The organism is Collimonas sp. (assembly GCF_035566555.1).
Lineage (GTDB): Bacteria > Pseudomonadota > Gammaproteobacteria > Burkholderiales > Burkholderiaceae_D > Collimonas.
In genome coordinates this window covers 1-23,657 of sequence record NZ_DATMRB010000179.1, presented here as the reverse complement: position 1 = coordinate 23,657, position 23,657 = coordinate 1, and the positions used below count along the sequence as shown (strand labels likewise).

General features: G+C 59.8%; 21 protein-coding genes. 15 read left to right on the top strand and 6 right to left on the bottom strand.

Annotated elements, in window-relative coordinates; genetic code table 11:
* Nucleotides 1-3: 3 nt before the first annotated feature.
* From VNZ65_RS22655 to VNZ65_RS22630, 6 genes are all read left to right on the top strand, one after another.
* Complete coding sequence (locus VNZ65_RS22655) at nucleotides 4-837, top strand: ABC transporter permease (RefSeq protein ID WP_325673099.1); 834 nt, start codon at nucleotides 4-6, stop codon at nucleotides 835-837.
* An 80-nt stretch (nucleotides 838-917) separates the two neighbouring features.
* Nucleotides 918-2,372: an NADP-dependent succinate-semialdehyde dehydrogenase gene (gene gabD / locus VNZ65_RS22650; RefSeq protein WP_325673097.1), complete on the top strand. Its 1,455-nt coding sequence runs from the start codon at nucleotides 918-920 to the stop codon at nucleotides 2,370-2,372.
* 934 nt (nucleotides 2,373-3,306) lie between these two features.
* Nucleotides 3,307-5,193 (top strand): S53 family peptidase, encoded by a 1,887-nt coding sequence (locus VNZ65_RS22645; protein ID WP_325673095.1) that lies wholly within the window; start codon nucleotides 3,307-3,309, stop codon nucleotides 5,191-5,193.
* Nucleotides 5,194-5,634: 441 nt separating this feature from the next.
* Entirely contained in the window at nucleotides 5,635-6,405 is a 771-nt protein-coding gene (locus VNZ65_RS22640; RefSeq protein WP_325673093.1) for an OmpA family protein, read from the top strand.
* A 223-nt stretch (nucleotides 6,406-6,628) separates the two neighbouring features.
* The gene (locus VNZ65_RS22635; RefSeq protein WP_325673119.1) at nucleotides 6,629-7,798 is read left to right on the top strand and encodes an MFS transporter; all 1,170 of its coding nucleotides are present in this window, start codon (nucleotides 6,629-6,631) and stop codon (nucleotides 7,796-7,798) included.
* Between the two features lie 380 nt (nucleotides 7,799-8,178).
* Nucleotides 8,179-9,567 carry a sensor histidine kinase gene (locus VNZ65_RS22630; protein ID WP_325673091.1) on the top strand — a complete coding sequence of 463 codons (1,389 nt, stop codon included), beginning with the start codon at nucleotides 8,179-8,181 and terminating at the stop codon, nucleotides 9,565-9,567.
* A 43-nt stretch (nucleotides 9,568-9,610) separates the two neighbouring features.
* Here VNZ65_RS22630 and VNZ65_RS22625 read toward each other — a convergent pair whose 3' ends face one another.
* Nucleotides 9,611-10,078 (bottom strand): acyl-CoA thioesterase, encoded by a 468-nt coding sequence (locus VNZ65_RS22625; protein ID WP_325673117.1) that lies wholly within the window; start codon nucleotides 10,076-10,078, stop codon nucleotides 9,611-9,613.
* 190 nt (nucleotides 10,079-10,268) lie between these two features.
* Complete coding sequence (locus VNZ65_RS22620) at nucleotides 10,269-11,219, bottom strand: phytanoyl-CoA dioxygenase family protein (protein WP_325673089.1); 951 nt, start codon at nucleotides 11,217-11,219, stop codon at nucleotides 10,269-10,271.
* A 126-nt stretch (nucleotides 11,220-11,345) separates the two neighbouring features.
* On the opposite strand from VNZ65_RS22620, the gene VNZ65_RS22615 reads away from it, so the two are divergent.
* On the top strand, nucleotides 11,346-12,200 hold the full coding sequence (locus tag VNZ65_RS22615) for an AraC family transcriptional regulator (protein ID WP_325673087.1): 855 nt from the start codon (nucleotides 11,346-11,348) through the stop codon (nucleotides 12,198-12,200).
* 49 nt (nucleotides 12,201-12,249) lie between these two features.
* Here the strand turns inward: VNZ65_RS22615 and speB are convergent, their stop codons facing one another.
* On the bottom strand, nucleotides 12,250-13,203 hold the full coding sequence (gene speB / locus VNZ65_RS22610; RefSeq protein ID WP_325673085.1) for an agmatinase: 954 nt from the start codon (nucleotides 13,201-13,203) through the stop codon (nucleotides 12,250-12,252).
* A gap of 149 nt (nucleotides 13,204-13,352) precedes the next feature.
* On the opposite strand from speB, the gene VNZ65_RS22605 reads away from it, so the two are divergent.
* Nucleotides 13,353-14,267 (top strand): LysR family transcriptional regulator, encoded by a 915-nt coding sequence (locus tag VNZ65_RS22605; protein ID WP_325673084.1) that lies wholly within the window; start codon nucleotides 13,353-13,355, stop codon nucleotides 14,265-14,267.
* An 85-nt stretch (nucleotides 14,268-14,352) separates the two neighbouring features.
* Complete coding sequence (hemE, locus tag VNZ65_RS22600) at nucleotides 14,353-15,432, top strand: uroporphyrinogen decarboxylase (protein ID WP_325673083.1); 1,080 nt, start codon at nucleotides 14,353-14,355, stop codon at nucleotides 15,430-15,432.
* Nucleotides 15,433-15,533: 101 nt separating this feature from the next.
* Here the strand turns inward: hemE and VNZ65_RS22595 are convergent, their stop codons facing one another.
* Nucleotides 15,534-15,716, bottom strand: coding sequence for a hypothetical protein (locus VNZ65_RS22595; RefSeq protein WP_325673082.1), 183 nt, complete (start codon nucleotides 15,714-15,716; stop codon nucleotides 15,534-15,536).
* Nucleotides 15,717-16,248: 532 nt separating this feature from the next.
* Here VNZ65_RS22595 and VNZ65_RS22590 point away from each other — a divergent pair.
* Entirely contained in the window at nucleotides 16,249-18,291 is a 2,043-nt protein-coding gene (locus VNZ65_RS22590) for a primosomal protein N' (protein ID WP_325673080.1), read from the top strand.
* On the opposite strand, the gene VNZ65_RS22585 is transcribed toward VNZ65_RS22590, so the two are convergent.
* Nucleotides 18,242-19,078 carry a FadR/GntR family transcriptional regulator gene (locus tag VNZ65_RS22585; protein ID WP_325673078.1) on the bottom strand — a complete coding sequence of 279 codons (837 nt, stop codon included), beginning with the start codon at nucleotides 19,076-19,078 and terminating at the stop codon, nucleotides 18,242-18,244. The two genes, VNZ65_RS22590 and VNZ65_RS22585, sit on opposite strands and share 50 nt — an antisense overlap.
* A gap of 219 nt (nucleotides 19,079-19,297) precedes the next feature.
* On the opposite strand from VNZ65_RS22585, the gene VNZ65_RS22580 reads away from it, so the two are divergent.
* A complete protein-coding gene (locus VNZ65_RS22580) occupies nucleotides 19,298-19,639 on the top strand; it encodes an L-rhamnose mutarotase (protein ID WP_325673076.1) in 342 nt (113 codons plus the stop codon).
* A gap of 4 nt (nucleotides 19,640-19,643) precedes the next feature.
* On the opposite strand, the gene VNZ65_RS22575 is transcribed toward VNZ65_RS22580, so the two are convergent.
* On the bottom strand, nucleotides 19,644-20,342 hold the full coding sequence (locus tag VNZ65_RS22575; RefSeq protein WP_325673074.1) for a response regulator transcription factor: 699 nt from the start codon (nucleotides 20,340-20,342) through the stop codon (nucleotides 19,644-19,646).
* Nucleotides 20,343-20,587: 245 nt separating this feature from the next.
* Here VNZ65_RS22575 and VNZ65_RS22570 point away from each other — a divergent pair, with 245 nt between their 5' ends.
* The 4 genes from VNZ65_RS22570 to VNZ65_RS22555 all read left to right on the top strand — a co-directional run.
* A complete protein-coding gene (locus VNZ65_RS22570; protein ID WP_325673072.1) occupies nucleotides 20,588-21,220 on the top strand; it encodes a response regulator transcription factor in 633 nt (210 codons plus the stop codon).
* Between the two features lie 98 nt (nucleotides 21,221-21,318).
* Nucleotides 21,319-22,188: an SAM-dependent methyltransferase gene (locus tag VNZ65_RS22565; RefSeq protein WP_325673070.1), complete on the top strand. Its 870-nt coding sequence runs from the start codon at nucleotides 21,319-21,321 to the stop codon at nucleotides 22,186-22,188.
* A 109-nt stretch (nucleotides 22,189-22,297) separates the two neighbouring features.
* Nucleotides 22,298-22,657, top strand: a complete 360-nt coding sequence (locus tag VNZ65_RS22560; protein WP_062119997.1) for a hypothetical protein — start codon at nucleotides 22,298-22,300, stop codon at nucleotides 22,655-22,657.
* Between the two features lie 164 nt (nucleotides 22,658-22,821).
* A partial coding sequence (locus tag VNZ65_RS22555; protein ID WP_325673065.1) for a bifunctional transcriptional activator/DNA repair enzyme AdaA occupies nucleotides 22,822-23,657 on the top strand: 836 nt, incomplete at its 3' end.

Below are 23,657 nucleotides of genomic sequence, written 5' to 3'. Positions count from 1 at the left end.
CAGATGAAAATATTTCCACAATTCCCTCCCTACGTTTCGTTGACCGAACGCATCTGGTTCTATTTTTCGCGCGGCTTCAACCTGCTGGTGCTGCTGTTCCTGCTGCTGCCGATCCTGGTCATCATTCCGCTGTCGTTCAGCGACAGCACTTTCCTGGTGTATCCGATCCACGGCTTTTCCATGCGCTGGTATCAGAACCTGGTGCAGTCGGACGAGTGGGTCAGCGCCGCCAAGAACAGTTTCATCGTTGCGCCATTGGCCACCGTGCTGGCGACCATACTCGGCACGCTGGCCGCGGTCGGCCTGAACAAGGCGGATTTTCGCGGCAAGGGTTTGCTGATGGCGGTGCTGATTTCGCCGATGGTGGTGCCGGTGGTGGTGGTCGGCGTCGGCGTCTATCTGTTCTTTGCGCAGATCGGCTTGTCCGACAGCTATGCTGGCCTGATCCTGGCGCATGCCGCTCTCGGCGCGCCCTTCGTGGTGACGACGGTGCTGGCGACCCTGCAAGGCTTCAACCAGAACCTGGTGCGCGCCAGCCTCAGCCTGGGCGCCAATCCGCTCTCGACCTTCTTCCGCATTACCTTGCCGGTGATCGCGCCGGGCTTGATCTCCGGCGCATTATTTGCCTTCGCCACCTCGTTCGACGATGTGGTGGTAACCTTGTTTGTCGCCGGTCCTGGACAAGCCACGCTACCGCGCCAGATGTTTACCGGCATCAAGGAAAACATCAGCCCGACCATCGCCGCGCTGGCCACCATCCTGATCGTGTTTTCCACTTGCCTGCTGCTGGTGCTGGAGTGGATACGCGGGCGCAACAAGGCGCTCGCCAAGATCTAGTCTCCGGCCGCAAGCCCTGCTTTCCGGCCGGCATATCGCAACCCGATATGCCGGTCTTCCTCGTTCATAGGAGTTACCTCGTGATGCAATTAAAAGACCCCTCATTGTTCCGTCAGCAAGCCTACCTGAACGGCGAATGGTGCAACGCCGATGGCGGCGCTACGCATGCGGTCACCAATCCCGCGACCGGTGAAGCCATTGGCAGCGTGCCGCTGATGGGCGCCGCCGAGACCAAACGCGCGATCGCCGCCGCCGATGGCGCCTGGCGCCAGTGGCGGCGCAAGACTGCCAAGGAACGCAGCGTCATCCTGCGCAAATGGAACGATCTGATGCTGGCCAACCTGGACGACCTGGCGCTGATCATGACTACCGAGCAAGGCAAGCCGCTGGCCGAGTCGCGCGGTGAAATCACCTACGCCGCCTCGTTCATCGAATGGTTTGCAGAAGAGGGCAAACGTGCCGGCGGCGATACCATTCCATCGCCGACGCCCGGCACCCGCATCGTGGTGGTGAAGGAACCGATCGGTGTCTGCGCGGCCATTACGCCATGGAATTTTCCGGCGGCGATGATTACCCGCAAGGCCGGTCCGGCGCTGGCGGCCGGCTGCACCATGGTGCTCAAGCCGGCGGAGTCGACGCCGTTTTCTGCGCTGGCGCTGGCGGTGCTGGCCGAACGCGCCGGCATTCCGGCGGGCGTGTTCAGCGTGGTGACCGGCGCGGCGCGCGACATCGGCGCGGAAATGACCAGCAATCCAATCGTGCGCAAGCTGACTTTCACCGGCTCCACAGGCGTCGGCCGCCTGCTGATGGAGCAATGCGCCGCTACCATCAAGAAGCTGTCGCTGGAACTGGGCGGCAATGCGCCGTTCATCGTGTTTGACGACGCCGACCTGGATGCCGCGGTAGAAGGCGCAATGGCGTCCAAGTATCGCAACGCAGGACAAACCTGCGTCTGCGCCAATCGCCTGTACGTGCAGGATGGCGTCTACGATGCCTTCGCCGCCAAGCTGGTGGCTGCGGTGGCCAAGCTGAAAGTCGGCAATGGCTTGCAGGAGGGGGTTACCCAGGGGCCGCTGATCGACGAAAAAGCCGTGCTCAAGGTCGAGCAGCATATCGCCGATGCGCTGGCCAAAGGCGCGCGCCTGCTGGCCGGCGGCAAGCGCCATGCGCTCGGCCACAGTTTCTTCGAACCGACCGTGCTGGCCGACGTCACGGCTGACATGATGGTCGCGCGCGAGGAAACCTTTGGCCCTATGGCGCCGCTGTTCCGCTTCAAGACGGACGAGGAAGCGGTGGCGCTGGCCAACGATACCGAATTCGGACTCGCCAGCTATTTCTATTCGCGCGACATCGGCCGCATCTGGCGCGTCGCCGAGGGCCTGGAGAGCGGCATGGTCGGCATCAACACCGGCCTGATTTCCAATGAAGTCGCACCATTCGGAGGCGTCAAGCAATCCGGTTTGGGGCGCGAGGGATCGAAGTACGGCATCGAGGATTACCAGGTGATCAAATATCTGTGCATGGGCGGGATCTGACAAGGGCCGGAAGTGCACATTCATCGGTGGTGATCGCGCTCCGGCGCGGCCGCCGGCTATCGATTGCGGAGCTGCTCAGGCAGCTCTTTTTTTGCGAAAACGATTTGCTTTTAGAATTTGTTTTATACAATTTAAATGCAGCGCATCCGACTCACCGGAGAGGTAAATACCGCTCTGCGCCATCAAGTCGTTATGGTATTTTTCAAACTGAAAATGCACCATAATGCAGCATTCAGGAAAGTCCCGCGAGCCAGTATTCTTGCGGTTTTCCAGCCAATCGCATCATGTATATTCCTGTATTTAAATATGTCTTTTTGTATCCCGCATAGGGCCGGAATTTTCCAGATTTTTTAAGATGAAACAAATTGTAAAAACGGGTAAGTAAATATTGCAGCATGGAAATTTAAGACTTATGCTGGGGCCGTAACGTGCATCAACAGACAGGTGGCAGAAACAGATTTTTGTAGCGACACTTACCCCACAAGCGTAATGCTGTCGTACCGATGGTCCTTAAAAGGGAATAGTGATGACCGGCGTTAAGTCTTTAGAACTGGCAGTGTTTCTGCAGTCGCAATCCGAACATGCTTTGGATTCTTTCCACCCACTCTTCTTCCAAATTCCGGTACAGCTTGCGCGATCGCCAACGGTCACGCAGCGGCCGTCCCAGTAACGAGCTAGCAGTTCGTTAACTCCGCGTCGCAAAAAACGACGCACATCTGACGCTAGGCATATCCAGGCAAGGCTGCTTTTTGCAAGCTGATGGTTTTGCACATCTGTCGTTTGTGCCAACCCATGGTTCCGATTTGCAGGGAGGCTCCACCCGCATGCATTGCATCCGCGGTGGCTGGCAAGGTGCGCTCAAGCGTTTCGCAAGTTGTTTTGCAAGCTGTTTCCACGTTGTTTCCATGTTGCTTACTTTAAGAGGAATAAGAAGATGAAATCGAAGGCATCAGCAGCAAAAGCAGGGGACTTCGCAGTCCCGCGCATTTCAACACTGGCACTGGCACTTTCCCTGGCTTTTATCGGCATGACGGCGCAAGCGGCCACCGATACTTCAACCTGGGTCTCGACCAAGACCGAGGCGTTCCTGCCACGGGTACAGACCCACGACAGCGCTGGCGTTGCGGTTACCGCGGACCAGATCGCCACCGACATGGCGCAAGGCGAAGAAAAGAGCGTCACCGTCAGCCTGCAGTTGCGCAACAAGGCTCAGCTGGACAACTTCGTCAAAGAACTCTACACACCGGGCAGCTCGGTGTATCACAAGTTCCTGACGCCGGCGCAGTTCGCCGAGCAGTATTCGCCGACGCAGGCGCAAGTGGACGCCGTCACCGCGCACTTGAGCAAAGCCGGCTTCAGGAATATCAGCGTCAGCTCGAACCGCCTGCTGGTGAGCGCCGACGGCACCGCCGCCACCATCAAGCAAGCGTTCAATACTTCGCTGAAACGCTTTACGCATGAAGGCCGCAATGTCTACGCCAATGAAGCGGCGGCCCAGGTTCCGCCGGAACTGGCGACCATCGTCGGCTCGGTGCTGGGCTTGCAGAATGCTGCGATCCACCATGTCACGCACAGTGGCGTGCACGGCGCGCAGAAGAGCATCGTGCAGGCTGCCGCCGGCACCGAAACATCGCATACGCCAGTGCAGTATCCAGGGATCTATAACGCCGTCACCACGCCTGCTGCTTCCAACGCAGTGGTCGGCACGATCTCCGAAGGCAACATGACGTATACCCTGAACGATTTCCAGACCTTCCTCAGCAACAATCCGAGCCTGCCGAAGCTGACGCCGACCGTGGTTTATGTCGGCACCGAAAGCTCTGACGAATCCGGCGAAGTCGAATGGGCGCTGGACAGCCAGGTGATCTATGGCGCTGCAGGCGGCGTCAAGCAATTGATTTTCTACACTGCCAGCTCGATGGAAGATGCGCCGCTGACCGCTGCCTATAACGCTGCCGTGACCGCCAACGTCGCCAGCGTGGTCAACGTCTCGCTCGGCGAATGCGAAGCTTCGGCCAAATCCTCCGGCTCGCAAGCGGCAGACGATGCGGTGTTTGAACAAGGCGTGGCGCAAGGGATCACCTTCTCGGTTGCTTCCGGCGATGCCGGTCCTTACAACTGCGATACCGATTCCCAAGGTAATCCTGGCGTGGCCAACACCACCACCAAGAAAAAAACCTATGACGTCAGCGAGCCTGCCAGTTCGCCATACGTGGTTGCAGTAGGCGGCACAGCGCTGTTCACTACTTCGGCCGGCGCCTATAACGGCCAGGCGGTGTGGAATGAAGGCACTGCATCGACCGGCGACGGCAGCGCCGTACGCATCTGGTCCACCGGCGGCGGCTTCAGCAAGTACGAAACCGCGCCTACCTGGCAGACTTCAAGCATTGTCGGCACAGGCCACACTACACGCGGCCTGCCGGATATCGTGTTCGATGCGGCTTCGGCCAGCGGCACCTATATCTACATCACGGCCTCGAACAACGGCGGCACCGCAGCCGGCGTAGTCGGAGGCACCAGCATGGCAGCACCGATGTTCGCCGGCTTCTGGTCGCGCCTGGAATCGGCGCACAGCAACAACCTGGGCTTCCCTAGCTCGGCCCTGTACGCCGCCATTCCAGCGAACGCAAACCTGGTCTTCCCTGTGACCAGCGCCACCGTGGACGGCGATGCCGTCAACTACAACGGCTGGAGCACGACTTATCCTGGCATGAAAGCTGCTGCATCGGGATGGAGCGCAGCGACAGGCTTCGGCAGCTTGAACGTCGACAATCTGAACGCTTACATCACAGCCAACCCAACCGTTTTCCCAGCCAAATAAGGGAAACGGAGGGCGGCCCTGGCGGGACATCGCAGGGAAAACAGGGCCGCGATTCGATGTCATCGCTTATGCGTTACAGCGTATAGCGCAGCAATAGCATCTTTATGGGTCAATGCCTCCCCGGTTTGCAACCACCGGGGAGGCATTTTTTTTACCGTAGGGTGGGCACGCTTTTGTGCCCTCGCGGATACCGATACAGCGTGGGCACAAAAGCGTGCCCACCCTACAACCTGAAAAGGAAGTCGCCTATCCCGGCAATCGGTGAAGAAGCATTTTTGGGGGGATGAGAGATCCTGGCAGCAGGGCCTGCACGATGCGGCATCATGAATTATTAAAAAAATAACATCCCGTTACTGAAATTACATCGCCCGAATGTCCGGCGGCGGCTGTTGCCCGTTTAATGGCTAGCACCTAATTGCTGCTTATTACGAGGACAACATCATGCAAACTTATATCCGCAAAATCCTGTTCCTGTCGGCTGCCGCCACGGGCATTCTTGGCGCGGCCAGCAACGTACTGGCGCAGCCGGCCCCATATCAACCGGCTCCCTATCCGCTGCAAGCCCAGGCCGACCCGGGCTGGCGTCGCGACGCACCGCAAGTCGCGGTTGAGCGCGGTGGCTGGCAGCGCTTTGAGGCGCCGCCGCCGCATTACGAAGCCGTGCCGCCGCCACCGCGTTCCGGTTATGCCTGGCAGCGCGGCTATTGGGAACGCCGCCATCGTGACGAGCCGAGATGGGTCCAGGGCTACTGGGTGGCAGTGCAGCCGGTAGCGGTGGTTGCGCCTCCGCCGCCTCCACCACCGCCACCGCCCGCGGCAGCGCAGCAGCGGCCAAAAATAGAAAGGATTTCGGCCGATGCCTTGTTCCGCTTCGACCAGTCCAGCCTGGACCAGATGCTGCCGGCAGGACGGGCGCAGCTCGCCGCCCTTGCCAAGCGCCTGGCAGCCAGCCGCTACGCGCGGATAGAGGTGCGCGGCTATACCGACCGCCTCGGCAGCGACGGCTACAACCTGAACCTGTCGATCCGGCGCGCCAATACGGTCAAGGATGTGCTGGTGAGCTACGGCATTCCGGCCGCGCGCATCAAAGCCGTCGGCCTGGGCGCGCAGGATCCGGTGACGCAATGCCGCGACGGCCTGCCGCAAGAGGCGCTGATCCGCTGCCTGCTGCCTAACCGCCGCGTCGAGATTGCGACTTTTGCGATGCCCTAAGATTCTGCGGGCTGTTGACGGGCGATCTCTGTCCCGGCTGCTTATCGCAAAAATCCAACACTTTCCGCTTCCGCTGCCAGATTTCGCTGCAGAAATCTGGTAGCGCTAACACAAATAAACCGCCATTGCTATAATGTTGCTTCGCACCATGGTTCCCGGTGCGCGCCTTTGACTGCCGCGCTTTCCTGCTGTTCGGCGGTTCCATTTCCGGACGATCATCATGCTGTCTTTGCCCCTATTTGCCCTTGCTGTTGCCGCTTTCGGCATCGGTACGACGGAGTTCGTCATCATGGGCCTGCTGCCCGACGTGGCGCGCGATCTGGGGGTGACCATCCCGGCGGCCGGGATGCTGGTGACCGGCTACGCGCTGGGCGTCACCATCGGTGCCCCGATCGTCGCCATCGCCACCGCCAACATGCCGCGCCGCACGGCGCTGCTGAGCCTGATCGGCCTGTTCATCATCGGCAACGTGCTGTGCGCCTTGTCGCCGAACTATGCGGTGCTGATGCTGGCACGCGTGGTGACGGCTTTTTGCCATGGCGCATTCTTCGGCATCGGCTCGGTGGTGGCTGCCGGCCTGGTTCCGCCGAACCGGCGCGCGCAGGCGATCGCCCTGATGTTTGCCGGCCTGACCCTGGCCAATGTGCTGGGCGTGCCGTTCGGCACCGCGCTCGGCCAGCAGCTCGGCTGGCGTTCGACTTTCTGGGCGGTGACGGTGATCGGGGTGCTGGCGGCAATTGCGCTGGCCTTGTGGCTGCCGAAAAAGATCGAGATGCAAAAGACCAGCCTGCTGCAGGAATTCGCCGTGCTCAAGGACCGCCAGGTGGTGATGGTGCTGGCCATCAGCGCGCTGGCCTCGGCCAGCCTGTTTTCGGTGTTCACCTATATCACGCCGATCCTGGAAGACGTCACCGGACTGACGCCGCATGCGGTGACCCTGGTGCTGCTGGTATTCGGCCTCGGCCTGACCGTGGGTAGCGCGCTCGGCGGCAAACTGGCCGACTGGCGGCTGCTGCCGTCGCTGATCGGTTTCCTGCTGGCGCTGGCGCTGGTCCTGACCGTGTTTACCCTGACCATGCGCACGCCCTTGCCGGCCGTCGTCACGATTTTTGTCTGGGGCGTACTGGCATTCGCCATCGTACCGCCGCTGCAGGTACTGGTGGTGGAGCGCGCCAGCGCCGCGCCGAACCTGGCTTCGACCCTGAACCAGGGCGCCTTCAACCTGGGCAATGCCGGCGGCGCCTGGTTTGGCGGCATGGCGATCGGCGCCGGTTTCCAGCTGACCACCTTGCCGTATGTCGGCGTGGTGCTGGTGGCGCTGGCGCTCGGCCTGACGTTGTGGTCGGCCTCGATCGAGCGCAACAGCGGCCTGGCGATGAGGCCTAGCGAATAAGCGCCGCCGCCTTCCGCTTACCTTCTTGACCATCTGCCGGACGGCCCGCGCTGTCCGGCGCAGCGCGACCCCTTGCCGCTGCAACATCCCGCCGCGCCCCAAATCCCGGGGGCGCCAGATCAGATCGCCGTTATACTGAATTTGCATTATTATTATCTTTTACCCATTGTTAGCTTGCACCCGCCAGCGGCAGCAGCAAAGCAAGTCGGGATAGCGGCGTATGTCATAATATTGCCCAATAGCAAGAGCGGCTGTAGATCCATCGATTCGCACAAAGAAAGATCCAGTTCTCGCAACGTATGCGCCGAGCCTCTCCAGGCGGCCGTCATTTCACGGCACCGGCACATTTTGTAGCCAAGCATTCATCCTGATCGTCGTCCATGTATTCGATACTGCCCGCAGTCGTTGCTTCGATCTTCCTGGCCTACGGCCTGTACGTGGTTTGCACCAAGGGTTTCACGCGCATCGGCGTCAGTTTCCTGGTGCTGTGCATTACTTCGGCGTTCTGGCAGGGCGCCTGGGCTTTCCTGTTTACCTTGCGCGATCCGCACATGGCGATGTTCGTGGTGAAGTTCGGCTACCTGCTGATCCTGTTTCTGCCGACCAGCCTTTACCATTTCCTGACCGAGATCTGCGAACGCACGGCGGAGCGCAAATACGTCTACGCCTCCTACGCGTTTGCCGCCGTCCTGGCGATCTTCCTGCTGGGCTCGGACTTGCTGGTGTCGGGCTACTACCAGTATTTCTGGGGCTACTATCCAAAGGCCGGGCTGCTGCATCCGCTGCATGTGCTGCAGACGGTCATCGTGGTGAACCGCGGACTGTACATCACCTATCGCGAGCAACAGGTCGCTGAACTCGGCAAGCGCATCAAGCTGCGCCTGTGCATCGGCGCCATCCTGATTTACTTTTTCGCCGCCGTTGATTATCTATGCAATTACGGCATTGAGTTTTACCCGCCTGGCGTGCTGTTCATCGCGGTCAGCCTGGGTGTCATGTCGGTCGCCATCGTCCGCCATCACTTGCTGGATCCGATGACGGTCGCCAGCACGGTCGGCCATGAAATGCGTACGCCGCTGACCTCGATCCGCATGCTGGCGAAAGGCATGGAGCAGTTCCTACCGACTCTGCTGGAGGGCTACCGGCTGGCAGTGGAGCATGGCTTGCTGGCGCCGTCGATCCGGCCGGATACGGTCAAGCAGCTGTCGAAGGCGACCAATTCGATCACCCAGGAAGTCGACCGCACCACGGTGGTGATCGACATGATGCTGGCTTCGGCCAAGCTGGACCGCATCGACACCGACGCTTTTGCCAATCACTCGGTGGTGCAGCTGGTCGACGAAGCGCTGGAGCGCTATCCCTTTGAACAGGGCGAGCGCGCCAAGATCTATCTTGCCGTCATGGAGGATTACGCATTCTTCGGCTCGGACCGGTTGTTCGTGTTTGTCCTGTTCAACCTGCTGAAAAATTCCTTGTACGCACTGAAGGCGGCATCCAAGGGCGAGATCAGCATCTCGACTTCGCGTACAGGAAAATTCAACGTCCTCTGTTTTACTGACACCGGCGCCGGCATCGCCGCCAATGTCCTGCCGCATATTTTCGATGCCCACTATACGACCAAGAAAGGCGCCGGTTCCGGCATCGGACTGGCGTTCTGCCATCAGGTGATGGCGGTGTTCGGCGGCAGCATACGCTGCGAATCGGTGGCCGGCGAATATACCCGCTTTACGCTTGAGTTCCCGGTGGTTGCGGCGGTTGCGCAGGCATAGCCCGGCACGCCGACCGGATCAACCGGGCGGCGTGCGCCCCGTCCTAGTTAGAGAGCGTCGCTATAATCCTGGGGTTTTCATACTGCCGAATCTTTTCCAGGATATGTTCCGGCAAGCGGCTGATCTTCTTGTCCTTGTTGGCAAAGACGATTTGCTGATGGCCGGTGGAGACCAGCTTCCCTTCCACAAAAAATTGGAACAATAAGGAAAACGAGCATTGCTTGATGGCGGCCGTGCTGACTTCGCACTCCACCTTCTGGAAGGCAAAGGTCTCGTGGATGTATTTCTGCTGTGCGTCCTTGGTGATGAATACGCCCAGCGGCGCCAGCATGTCGGCGGAAATGCATTCGAAGAACCAGCGTTCGCGGCAGATGCCTTGCCATTCAAAGTAGCGGGCAAAGTAGATGTTGCCGGTGGCGTTGGAATCCTTCAGGTAAATGTCAATCGAGTGCCGGAAGATCTTAGGTGACAGGGGCGATGAGGCACCATGGGAAAACATGGTCGATGTCATCCCGGCTTCTTGAAACAGCGATGTTTTTTGTAGCGTGGTAGTCATAGAAGCTCCATAAGTATCAAAACGTTCACAAATGAACAATGACCGCCTCCGACCATTCAGAGGACAATCATTTCATTGTTAGTTTTTTTTTATGAGAGCCGCAACGCGCGGTATCGCTACCAGCCAGGCGCCATGTAGCGCCGTATTACCAGTTGCGCAGACCGAGGATTTTTTCACCTAGTTCGCTCAGTTGCGCCAGCGGATAACGGGTCTTTTCCCATTCGCGCGGATCGCCGGGAAAGGCGTAGCTGTCGGGCCGCGTGCGCTGGCGCCAGCTGTCTATGCGCCATTGGCGCAATTCAGCCTGTTCTTCGCGCGCCGGGGTGAATGCGATGTACTGCGCCAGCCGCACTTTATCGGCCGAGGTATTCGGCCGTATGCCATGCGCCAGCAGGCTGTTGAAGATCAGCAGATCGCCGGCTTTCATCGGAATGAACTTCACCTCCCACGGCAATGAGGCGACGTCCGGGCGATACGCATCGCGATCCCGTGGTGCGCTCTTACGCCACGCGGCAAAGTGCTGGAACAGCTCCGGGATGCATTGGAAGCCGCCGCCTTCCGGCGTGGTGTCGGACAAGGCCAGCACCCCCTGGACATTGACCGGCAACGGCTCGGCCGAAGTATCCGCATCCCAGTGGATGAAGCCGCCGAAGCGCCGCGCGCCCTGGTTGGGCGTGTTCAGGTTGGCGCGGTCTATGGTCACCCACAGGTCTTCGCGGTCCCAGATGTCGACGAAGGCATCGACGATGCGCGGCGTCTGGCGATTGTCCCAGAAGGTCTGGTGATGATAGGCCTCGACCATGCCGGAGCCGTTCAGCTCGGTCATTTCATGATCGCGCAATTGCGCCCGGTTCCAGGTCTCCGGCGCGTGCGGATCAAGCTCCTGGAACTCCCACAGGAAATCGGTGGTGCGCTGTACTTGTGCGGCGCTGACGGCATTCTTGACGATCACGTAGCCGTAGGTTTGCCAGTGATAGAAATCGGAGGCAGTCAGCACCCGCAGCGGCAGGGTTTTGCGGATATCGCGCAGTTGCGCCTGCTCGGGATACAGCACGGATGGGTTGCTTGGGGGCTGCGCCGCTTGAGGCTGGTTCATGGAAATCTCCGTATTGGTTTTGTGGGGTAGGGCAGTTCGATTTTGCCCTCGCCATCCGTGGGAGATTTCGCTGCAAATGCCGCTTATTGATACTATTCTGATGTTATTGCTCAATCGAAGGTCATAATGCGACCGCAATACGAACATCTCTCCGTTTCCCCCGGCCAGTCCTGGCGGTTGCTCTGGCGCGAGCTGCCCGAGTTGCCTTTCCTCTGGCACTACCATCCCGAATTCGAACTGACCCTGACCCTGAATGCGCGCGGGCAGCGCTATGTCGGCGATCATCTGGCGGATTTTTCAGATGGCGACCTGGTCTTGCTCGGTCCGAATCTGCCGCATACCTGGTCGGCCGGCGAGCGCATCGTCCCTGAGCAGCAGATGCTGGCGGTGGTGGTATGGTTTTCGCGGGACTGGCTGGTGCAGCTGCAAACCAGCCTGCCGGAACTGGCCGGGCTGCTGCAGCTGGGCAAGCGCGCCGACCGCGGACTACAGTTTTCCGCCGCCATGGCGGACAGCGCCAGGCCCTTGATGCTGCGCATGGAGAAACTGGCGCCGGCGCAGCGCCTGCCGTTATTGCTGGAGCTGTTGCTGCTGCTGGCGCAAGACCAGCAGGCGCGGCCGCTGGCCTCGGTGGCGTCGGCCTCGATCGCAGTTGACGTACAGCGCCAGCGCATGGCCAAGGTGCTGGACTACCTGCATGAAAATTTCCAGGCCGCGATCCCGCTGGAACTGCTGGCCGAACGGGCGGCGCTGTCGCTGGGGGCGTTTCATCGTTTTTTCAAACGCCACACCCAGCTCACCGTGACCGCCTATCTGGCCCAGCTGAGAATCGGCAGCGCCTGCCAGCAACTGATCCAGACCGACAAGGCGATAGGCGTGATCGCGCAGGAAGCCGGCTACCGCAACCTGGCGCATTTCAATCGCCAGTTCCGCGCCGCCAAGGGCGTCAGTCCGCGCGATTTCAAGAAGCGATATCGATAAACAAAGGCTTTCAACAGGTGCCAGCGCTTACTTCCTGTACGCGGAAATGTCAGCGGCGCGGCACGCCCGGCAGCACGCACAGCATCTCGTAGGCCAGGTTGGCGCCCAGCAGGGCAGTCGTGCCCAGCGGGTCGTACGGCGGCGATACCTCCACCAGGTCGGCGCCGACAATGTCCAGGCCCCAGGCGCCGCGGATGATTTCCAGCGCTTGCGGCACGGTCAGGCCGGCGATTTCCGGGGTGCCGGTGCCGGGCGCGTAAGCCGGATCGATGCCGTCGATATCGAAACTCAGGTACACCGGGCCGCCGGCCACGCGGGCCCGCACTTCTTCCATCAGCGGCGTCAATGACTGGTTCCAGCATTCTTCCACCTGCACCACCTTGAAACCCTGGCCGCGGCACCAGTCGAAATCTTCCGCGGTATAGCCGGTGCCGCGCAAGCCGATCTGTACCACGCGCCGGCAATCCAGCAAGCCTTCTTCGACAGCGCGGCGGAACGGCGTGCCATGCGCAATCTTTTCGCCGAACATGGTGTCGTTGACGTCGGCATGGGCGTCGACATGGATCAGGCCGATCTTGCCGTACTTGCGATGCAGCGCGCGCAGGATGGGCAGCGCGATGGTGTGGTCGCCGCCCAGCGAAATCGGGCGGCAGCCGGAGGCGACGATGCCGTCGTAGGCGTTTTCGATCAGCCGGATCGAATCCAGCAGGTTATACGGATTGATGGCGACGTCGCCGAGGTCGGCAACCTGCAGGGCATCGAAGGGCGCGGCCCGGGTCGCCATGTTGTAGGGGCGCAGCAGCACCGATTCGCTGCGGATCTGGCGTGGGCCGAAACGGGCGCCGGAGCGGTTCGAGGTGCCGAGGTCGAGCGGTACGCCGACAAAACAGGCGTCCAGCCCGGCGCTGCTGGTCACGTGCGGCAAGCGCATCATGGTGGCGATGCCGCCGAAACGCGGCATGTCGTTGCCGCCTAGCGGTTGGTAAAGTGGGGTTTCTGACATGATGGTCTCCAGGGCCGGGAAGGGCGCAGCGTTAGCGATGGCATATACTCTAGCGGCAAATTACTTCATTAAAAATCAGTGTAATAAAGCGTTTACATTGATATTGATCGATGTATGATAGATTTGATCTTCCCTCAGCCGCCAACAGCATGCTCAATCAGCTATCCGATCTTGACCTGCGCCTGATCCGTGTCTTCTTGTCAGTGCTGGACGCCGGCGGTATTTCCGCCGCGCAGACCGCCCTGAATGTCAGCCAGTCCACCATCAGCAGCCAGCTGGCGACGCTGGAAACGCGGCTCGGCTTTCGCCTGTGCGAGCGGGGCCGCGCCGGCTTCCGCCTGACGCCGCGCGGCGAACAGTTCGCACTCAGCAGTCGCCATTTGATTGACGATATCGACCATTTTTGCCTGAATGCGCGGCAGATCGGCCGCAAGCTGGCCGGTAAACTGCAACTGGGCCTGATCGGCCACGCCGCCATCAACGCCAATGCCCGCCTGAGCCAGGCCATCGCCAGGTTTCGCGCCCGCGATGAAGCGGTGATTCTGTCGCTGGAGGTGCTGGCGCCGGGTCAGTTGGAGGAAGAAGTGGTCAACGGCCGGCTTGATCTTGGCATCGGTTATTTCTGGCACCGCTTGCCGAACCTGGAATATGTGCCCCTGTATTCAGAGCATCAGGTGGCGTACTGCGCCGTCGGCCACCCTTTGTTCGCGCAGGCCGGCAAGCTAAGCCGGGACGCCGTCGCCGAGCACGACTGGGTCTGGCGCAGCTATCCCTTGCCCGAAGCCGATGGCGCCGGCGACGGTTTTGCGCCGGCACGGGTAACCGCCCTGGCGGACAATATGGAAGCGGTAGCGGTGCTGCTGCTGTCGGGCCGGCATCTCGGTTTTCTGCCGCAGCACTTTGCCGCACCGCTGGTAGAGCAAGGTTTGCTGGCGCCGCTGCATCCCGCTTTGCTGTGTTACGACGTCACCTTGCACATGGTGCTGCGGCGCCAGTCCAGCCGTGGCGAAGTGCTGCAAGCATTCCTTGATGACCTGGTGGCGGCGCACCGGCACGGCGCGTAATACCTGCCATTCGCCAAAGCACTGCCGCAGCCAAGGCTTTGGATGAGATAATAAGGCGTTATCACATGCATTTATATTGCCTCATATGTCACAATTCGCCCCCCTGAAGAACGATACTTTCCTGCGCGCGCTGCTGCGCCAGCCGACCGAATACACGCCTCTGTGGCTGATGCGTCAGGCCGGCCGCTACTTGCCGGAGTATCGCAAAACGCGCAGCCGCGCCGGGTCTTTCATGGGTCTGGCGACCAATCCCGATTACGCAACTGAAGTCACGCTGCAGCCGCTGGAGCGCTTCCCGCTGGATGCAGCCATCCTGTTTTCCGACATTCTGACGGTGCCTGACGCCATGGGGCTGGGTTTGTATTTCGCCGATGGCGAAGGCCCCAAGTTCCAGCGCCCGCTGCGCGACGAAAAGGACGTGATGGCGCTGCAGGCGCCGGACCTGGGCAAGCTCGACTATGTTTTCAAGGCTGTGACGCAGATCCGCACCGAACTGAATGGCCGGGTGCCGCTGATCGGTTTTGCCGGCAGTCCCTGGACCCTGGCTTGCTACATGGTGGAAGGCGAGGGCTCGCGTGAATTCCATACCGTCAAGACCATGCTGTACAACCGCCCGGATCTGATGCACCACGTGCTAAGCACCAACGCGGCGGCGGTGGCAGCCTATCTGAACGCGCAAATCGATGCCGGCGCACAAGCGGTGATGATATTCGATTCGTGGGGTGGGGCGCTGGCGGATGGCGCTTACCAGGAGTTTTCGCTGGACTACATGCGCCAGGTGATGTCCCAGCTGAAGCGTGAGAAAGACGGCGTGCCGATTCCGGCGATTGTCTTTACCAAGGGCGGCGGCCTGTGGCTGGAGCAGATTGCCGACATCGGCGCCGACGCTGTCGGTCTCGACTGGACCGTGAATCTGTCGGAAGCGCGCGCCCGCATCGGCCAGCGCGTGGCGCTGCAGGGCAATCTCGATCCGGCCGTGCTGTTTGCCAATCCTGAGCAGATCCGCGGTGAAGTCAGCCGTCTGCTGAATGCCTACGGTACGCCGCAAGCCGGCCATGGCCATGTCTTCAACCTCGGTCATGGCATTTCGCAATTTACGCCGCCGGAATCGGTGGCCGTGATGGTCGACGCGGTCCATGAAATCAGCCGCAAGCTGCGCGCATAGGCCGGCAAAGCGGGTTTTGGATTTCTATATGGAAAATTTTGCTGTTACATAGCGACACACATAACACATTCAGCATCGCTGCGGAGATTCATGGCCGCTAGTTATGCACAAAATAAATCTGCTGCACCACGGTAATTATTTATATCGATATTTTTATTTTGCAAGTGGATTGTGTTTTGTAAGTGTTTGAATTTTAAGGGTTTATTTTCTGCTTTTAGTTTAGGCAATTTATTGAAACCCGCATCAAATATGAGCCTGCAGCCTGTCAAGAGCAGGTTACCCACAAAGTTATCCACAGACATTGTGGATAATTTGAAAAGCGCTTATGAAACCGATGCTTAGGGCATTTCCTCATGTTTTACATTAAGTAGAATCTTAGAAATTTACCGTGTTGCGAATTTGATCAGAGTTGACATGCCGCTAATTTTACCGGAGCAGAATTGGGTGGCGTTTCTGGAAAAAGCGACATGATGGTGCACCCGGCCGTTTCTCAATGTGGACCTGAATGTTACCCATCCGTGCCCCATTCTGTAACAGTCCAAATTTAGTTATGCACATAATTTAGTTTCTGCAAGGCCATTTTTTGAATACATGGATATTTTTTCACTCTCCATGTCTCATCGATTAAGTTATTGATTTAAAACATTATTTATTTTAATTTCTACTTTGGAAAAATCAATAGTTGTCTATAATCACGCTGTTTTTGAATGTGTAGCTGACGTTGTCCACAAAGTTATCCACAGATAATGTGGACAGTTTCAAAAGCGCTTATGAAACCGATAGTTAGCCCATTTCCTCGGGAATCACATTAAGTTCGTGAAACAAAGCATTCTTCAAATCGTCCTCGATACCCCCCTGGATAGCAGCTTCGACTATCGCTGGCAGGCCAGCGACGACAACGAGCCCTTGCCGCGCGTCGGCCAGCTGGTGCAACTGTCGTTCGGGCGGCGCGAAGTGGTCGGCATGATTGTCGGCTTGAGCGGCGCGAGCGACGTTCCTGCCGAAAAATTGAAAAATGTACAAGCCGTACGCCACCAGTTGCCGCCTTTGTCGGCGCAATGGCTGGCGCTCTGCCGTTTTGCCGCCGATTACTATCAGCGGCCGCTGGGCGAAGTGGCCTTGCCGGGCCTGCCGAAGAATTTGCGGGCGCTGAAGCCGGTCGCGCTGGACCGCAGTCTGAAGAAGCTGGCGCAGGCCGGCGCCGTGCATGACGCCACGCCGATCGATGTGGCGCGGCTCAATCCGGCGCAGCAGCAGGCGGCCGATGCGATCGCCGGCGCCAGCGGTTTTGCGCCGACCCTGCTATATGGCGTGACCGGCAGCGGCAAGACCGAGGTGTATCTGCAGGCGGCGGCGCAGATCCTGGCGCACGGCGAAAACGGCGCGGACAACCTGTCGCAGATCCTGATCCTGGTGCCGGAAATCAATCTGACCCCGCAGCTCGAAGGAAATATCCGCGCCCGCTTTCCCGGCGTCACGGTGGCGACTCTGCACAGCGGCCTGGCCGAAGGCGAGCGGCTGCGCCACTGGCTGGCGGCACATCTGGGGCAGGCGCGCATCATCCTCGGCACCCGGCTGGCGGTGCTGGCTTCCCTGCCACACTTAAAGCTCATCGTCATCGATGAAGAACACGATCCATCCTACAAACAGCAAGAAGGCTTGCGTTACTCGGCGCGCGACCTGGCGGTGTGGCGTGCTCATCAGCTGAGCATCCCGATCGTGCTGGGTTCGGCCACGCCGTCGCTGGAAACCTGGCACCACGCGCAGTCCGGCCGCTATAAAAAACTGGAGCTGCGCGAGCGTGCGGTCAAGGATGCGGTGCTGCCGAAGGTGCGCCGGATCGACATGGAGCGCGACAAACCCATCGAGGGCCTGACCTCGAACCTGGTCAGCGCACTGAAGCTGAGGCTGGAGCGCGGCGAGCAATCGCTGCTGTTCCTGAACCGGCGCGGCTATGCGCCGGTGATCGCCTGCGACGCCTGCGGCTGGGTCAGCAACTGCACCCGCTGCACGTCTTTCATGGTGCTGCACAAACCTGAGCACCGGCTGCGCTGCCACCATTGCAGCCTGGAATTGCGGATTCCGAAATCCTGCCCGACCTGCGGCAATGTCGACCTGCAACCGCTGGGCCGCGGCACGCAAAGGCTGGAAGAGGGCTTGCAAGCCATGTTTCCGCAAGCGCGGGTGCTGCGTATCGATGCCGACTCGACCCGCCGCAAGGGCAGTGCGCAAGCGGCTTTCGACAGCGTCCATAACGGCGAAGTCGACATCCTGATCGGCACCCAGATGGTGGCCAAGGGCCATGATTTCAAAAACCTCACGCTGGTGGGTATCCTGAATCCCGATACGGCGCTGTTCTCGCATGACTACCGCGCCAGCGAACGGTTGTTTGCGCAATTGATGCAGGTGGCCGGCCGCGCCGGCCGCGCGGCGCAGAAAGAAGGCGGCAGCCCGAGCGAAGTGCTGATACAGACCCGTTATCCGCAGCATCCGCTGTATGCCGCCGTGATCGCCCACGATTACGATCACTTCGCCACATCCTTGCTGGAAGAGCGCGAGCAGGCCTGCCTGCCTCCTTACATCTATCAGGCTTTACTGCGGGCGGAAGCGAAAGAGCTGGAAACCGCGATTGAATTCCTGCAGCAGGCCGCTCACTGCATCGAGCACGAGGGCATCACCATGCATGATCCGATTCCGATGACCATGACCCGCGTCGCTAACGTCGATCGCGCGCAGTTGCTGATCGAATGCCCGTCGCGGCCGGGTTTGCAGGCTTTCCTGACGGACTGGATGGCGCAGCTGCGGCAGATCAAGACACGCGCGAAGTGGTCTTTGGAAGTGGATCCGGTTGATATTTGACGCTGTGTTCCGGCACCGAGCGGGAAAAGATCTTCACCACCGAATCCATATGCGCGCGCATCGCCTTGCGCGCCGCCACCGCATCGCGCGCCTGCAGCGCTTCCAGGATCAGCTGGTGTTCATGTTCTGAACGGTTCGGCATGTCTTTGGAGGTGTACAGCGTTTGCAGGCGCTGGAACATCATGCCGTACTTGCGTCCCAGCAGATGGCTGACCAGCAGCAGATAAGCCGGGTTGCCGCTGGCTTCGGCGATGCGGATATGGAACAGGCGATCGCCGGGATGGGTATGCGAGCCGTTGCGGTTGTCTTCGACATTGCGCGCATACGCTTCGGCGATGCTGCGCAACTGCTCGTCGCTGGCGTTGACGGCGGCCAGCGCGGCGGTTTCGGGTTCGACCAGGCGCCGCGCCTGCAACAGCTTGAACGGGGGAATTTCATCATCCAGCTCGTGGCTGATTTCCAGGTCGAGTTCCGGGTCGATTTCCCAGCCGCTGCGGCGCGCCGCCTGCTGCAGGGCCGATGGCTTGGCCTCGTCCTTGGCGGCGGCGGGCTCTTCCTGCGCCAATACCACGACGCCATTGCCGACCCGCACGCTGACGATCCCGATCACTTCCAGGGCGATCAAGGCTTCCCGCACGGAAGTGCGGCTGACGCCGAACTGCTTGGCCAGCTCCCGCTCGGGCGGCAGGTTGCCGCCGGGACCGTATTCGCCGCGGTCTATCATATCGCGCAGCTGGTCGGCGATCTGTTGGTACAAGCGGCGGTTGTGGATGGTTTGGATGGGCATGGCAGCAATGAAAGAGATTTTTCATATTGTGCCACGCCAAGTGCGCAGACAGGCGAAACCGATGCACGGGAAAGCAGTCTCCGACAGGATAACTGCAGGATCCAGCCGTTGCCGCCGGGAATTTTGGCGTGTTATTATTGGTCCAGCCAATAGATCTGTCAAAAAAGCATCCATCAGGCCTGCAGCTCATCAAATTCTGGCTTGAAAGGAACTGCTCATATGCGCCACTGCCTGGCGCTGGATCTGCAAGACGATCCGGCCCTGATCCACGAATACGAACAATATCACCGCAGGATCTGGCCCGAGATTGCCGCGCATCTGCGGCAGCAGGGCGTGCTGGCTATGGAAATCTATCGCCTTGGCACGCGGCTGGTGATGCTGATGGAGACCGATGACGCTGTCTACAGCGCGGAGCGGATGGCGCACGCCGCCCGCGGCAATCCCAAGGTACAGGAATGGGAAGCCTTGATGTGGCGGTTCCAGGCCGCTACGCCATGGACGCCTGCCGGCGAGAAATGGACGCCGATGGCGCAGATATTCAATCTCGGCCAGCAGCGCTGACATCTCACGCTGGGGGCGCCCGCCTGCGGCGCCCCGGCTCCGGCAGAAACCAGTCTTCCTGGCCTTGCGGGCGGATGTTGTCGCCGCTGGCCGCGGCGCAGTAGCGGCCCAGCTCGATATCGTTGCGCAAACCCAGTTTTTTCATGGCCGACGCCTTTTGCAGGCTCACCGTTTTCACGCTTTTGCTGAGGCGGCAAGCGATGTCCCGCAGACTATTGCCGGCCGCATACAGGCGCAGTACCTCGGTCTCGCGCGGGCTGGGGATGAGATATGTGCTCTGCTTGTCCAGGCCGTTGCGCAGCAAGGCTTGAAACGAAGGCCCGACGTAAGGCGTGTTGTTGCCCAGGTGCCGGATGGTCTTGCCGATCTCGGGAATCGCATCGCTTTTGTGCAGCAAGCCATTCACGCCGCTGTTGATGATCTGGTACAGCACCACCGGGAAGTCGTTGGTGGTCAGCACCACCAGCCAGGTATGCGGATGGTGGCGGCGGATGTAGGAGAGCAGGTGCAGGCCGTCGCCGATGCGCGTCATCGGCATCGAAAATTCGGTGATGACCAGGTCGCATGGCGTTGATTCGAGGCACTGGACCAGCGCATCGGCGCTGGAGACGCTGGCGACTACGCGGCAATCCGATATGTGACTGAGGTAGGCGCGCACGCCTGCGGTGAATACGGGATGGTCATCCGCGAGAATGATTTTCACAGTGTTTACTCCATGGCAAAACAAAACCGGATAGGCCTGGTCCGGGAAACGCATTTTCCGGAACTCCCAACGACTTGTGGCCGTGAGGTGAATATTAACTATTTTGCATCAAGGTTATCAATTGAACTATGTATTTAAGAAGTTTGCTTATATATTTAATAACATGTAAACCCGATACTTCCTACGTCTTAACGATAAGTAAAACCCTAGAGCACGCTCAATCACTTATTCTTGGGAGGAGCTTCATGATCAAGATCATCCTGGCTGACGATCATCCAGCCGTCATTTCGGGGGTACGGCAATATATCGACCTGATGCCCGGCTATGCCGTAGTGGCCACCGCAGCCTCGACTGCGGAACTGTCGGCGCGGCTGCAAGATACGCCCTGCGACATGCTGATATCCGAGTTTTCGCTGCCGATCAACCGGATTGGCGACGGCTGCGTCCTGTTCAACCAGCTGAAGTGCGAGCATCCGGCGCTGGCGCTGATTGTGCTCACCATGATCGACATTCCCGCCGTGCTGTACCAGATCAGAAATAGCGGCGTGAAAGGCGTGGTGCACAAAAGCGACGAGCTGGGCGAGCTCGGCCGCGCCATCCTGGAAGGCTCGCGCAGCGCGCCATACGTGAGCAAAACGGCGCTCAGGCTGCTGAAGAAGGGACCGAACGGCAAGGCGCCGACCAGGCGTGAAGTCGAAGTGCTGAAGATGTACGCAGTCGGCAACAGCCTGCGCGAAATTGCCGACCGCCTCCATAAAAGCGTCAAGACCGTGGGCTTGCAAAAAGCCTCGGCCATGAGAAAAATAGGCTTGCGCAACGACGTCGAGCTGGGCCGCTACTCCTGCACGATGGGGCGCATGACGACAACCAAACGCTAATCTTTTGGCCAGGCGCCGCCGTTTCAAGACCTCCGGCCCTTGAAGCCGTTATACTTGACAGGATAACGGGCCAGCCTGGCCGACAGAAAGCAAGCTCCATGAACGGCATCAAACCAGAATCCAACACCTCCGGCCAGCAGGCGGCCAAGCATGAAATTCGTCCCGGCCAATCGATAGAACTGCTCAAGGAGCTGCATATCCTGACGCGCGACGGCAAATTGAACCAGGACAGCCGCCGCAAGCTCAAGCAGGTATATCATCTATATCAATTCATCGAACCCTTGCTGCAGGAAATCCAGCGGGAACAAAGCGGCGTACAACTGGTCGACCATGGGGCGGGCAAGTCCTACCTGGGCTTCATTCTGTACGACCTGTTCTTCAAGACGCTCAAGGACAATTCGCACATTTTCGGCATCGAGACGCGCGAAGAACTGGTGAAGAAATCGCAGGAGCTGGCGCAGCGCCTGGCATTCCCGGGCATGTCGTTTTTGAATTTATCGGTGGCGGAGTCGATAGAGTCCGCCATGCTGCCGAGTCGGATCGATGTCGTCACGGCATTGCATGCATGCAATACCGCTACCGACGACGCGATCGAGTTCGGCTTGAAGAAGCAGGCGCGCTTCATGGTGCTGGTGCCTTGCTGCCAGGCTGAGGTGGCTTCTGTATTGAAAAAGAACAAAGGTAAATCGTTGGGCAAGGAAGCTCTGACGGAAATCTGGCGCCATCCGCTGCATACCCGGGAGTTCGGCAGCCAGCTCACCAATGTGTTGCGCTGCCTGCAGCTGGAAGCGCATGGTTATCAAGTCAGCGTGACCGAACTGGTCGGCTGGGAGCATTCAATGAAGAATGAATTGATTATCGCCAACTACAAGAACCTGCCGCGCAAGCGACCGACCGAGCGTCTGCATGAAGTGCTGCACACGCTCGGGCTGGAAGAAATGCAAGAACGCTTTTTCACCGCGCACTGATTTTCCCCGCGAAAAAGCCCAGGCAAATCCAAACAATACCGAGTCTGCAACATCCGCCCGCGGCAAGCGGGCCGTCCATCATCACACCACTTAACCCAAGGAGAGTGACATGAGTAAGACGAGTGGCTCACATGCCGTCAAGGAATTCACCAAGGCACCGCTGACCGAGGAGGGATTGACTGAAACGGTGCAGCGGATTACTGCCGGCGTCGACGAATTCAGCGTATTGAACCAGCCTGCGCGCGCCGTGCTGGTCGCCAAGGTGACCGAGCAGTGGCAGCAAGAATTCGTCAGCAATTTCCATATCCCCGAGGACCTGGCCAAGGCCGGCGAAGCCTATGCCGCCATCGAGCAGGGCGATAAATATCCGAGTCTGAGCGAATCTGCGCGCGAAGCGGTGTTGAAACGCTTTGACGACCGTTACGGCGATGGCGGTCCGCGCCTATGGCCGGTCTTGAACGGTAAATAAAGCCTCGGCCTGGCTGAAGTCATGGCAGCTGCGGCGCATGGCGTGCCGGCTGCGCTTGGCGCGCACTGGCGCTTTTCGGGTTTCGTCGTTCGCATGAATATTGCCATGATGCCCATGTCCGAAAACCGCTAGACAGTGCCGAACAACGGCGCGATCATGCCGCCATGGAACTCGATCACGACACCTGCTATCGGGCGCTGGCCAGCCGCGATGCGCGCTTCGACGGCCGCTTCTTCGTCGCCGTCAAGACCACCGGGATTTATTGCCGGCCGATCTGCCCCGCGCGCACCGCCAAATCGGCAAACGTCGTTTTTTTCCGCTCTGCCGCCGCTGCGCAGGAAGCTGGTTTTCGTCCCTGCCTGCGTTGCCGGCCCGAAGCTGCGCCCGATTCTGGCGCCTGGCACGGCGTTTCCAATACCGGTGTGTCGCACACCGTGGCGCGGGCACTGGCATTGATAGAGACGGGCGCCCTCGATGAGGCCGGCATGGGTGCGCTGGCAGAGCGTCTTGGCGTCGGCGAGCGCCAGCTGCGCCGCCTGTTCGTGCAGCATGTCGGCGCCTCGCCTGTGACCGTGGCCCAGACCCGGCGCGTACTGCTGGCCAAGCAGCTGATCCACGAGACCCGCATGCCGCTCACCGAGATAGCCTTTGCTGCCGGTTTTGGCAGCGTGCGCCGCTTTAATGAAGTATTCCATAGCCTGTATCAGCGTCCGCCCGGCGCTTTGCGCCGCAGCAGCCAGCCCGATCAATCGACAGGCGCACAGGGCGAAGTCACGCTATTGCTGCGCTACCATCCGCCCTATGACTGGCCGGCCATGCTGGCGTTTTTGCAAGCACGCGCGATTACCGGCGTAGAGCTGGTGGCCGACGGCAGCTATTCCCGCAGTATCAGCCTCGATGGCGTGCAAGGCACGGTGCTGGTGCAGCAGGGCGTGGGCAACGCCTTGCAAGCGACGATCCGTTTCCCGCGGCTGGCATCGCTGGCGGCCATCATCGCCCG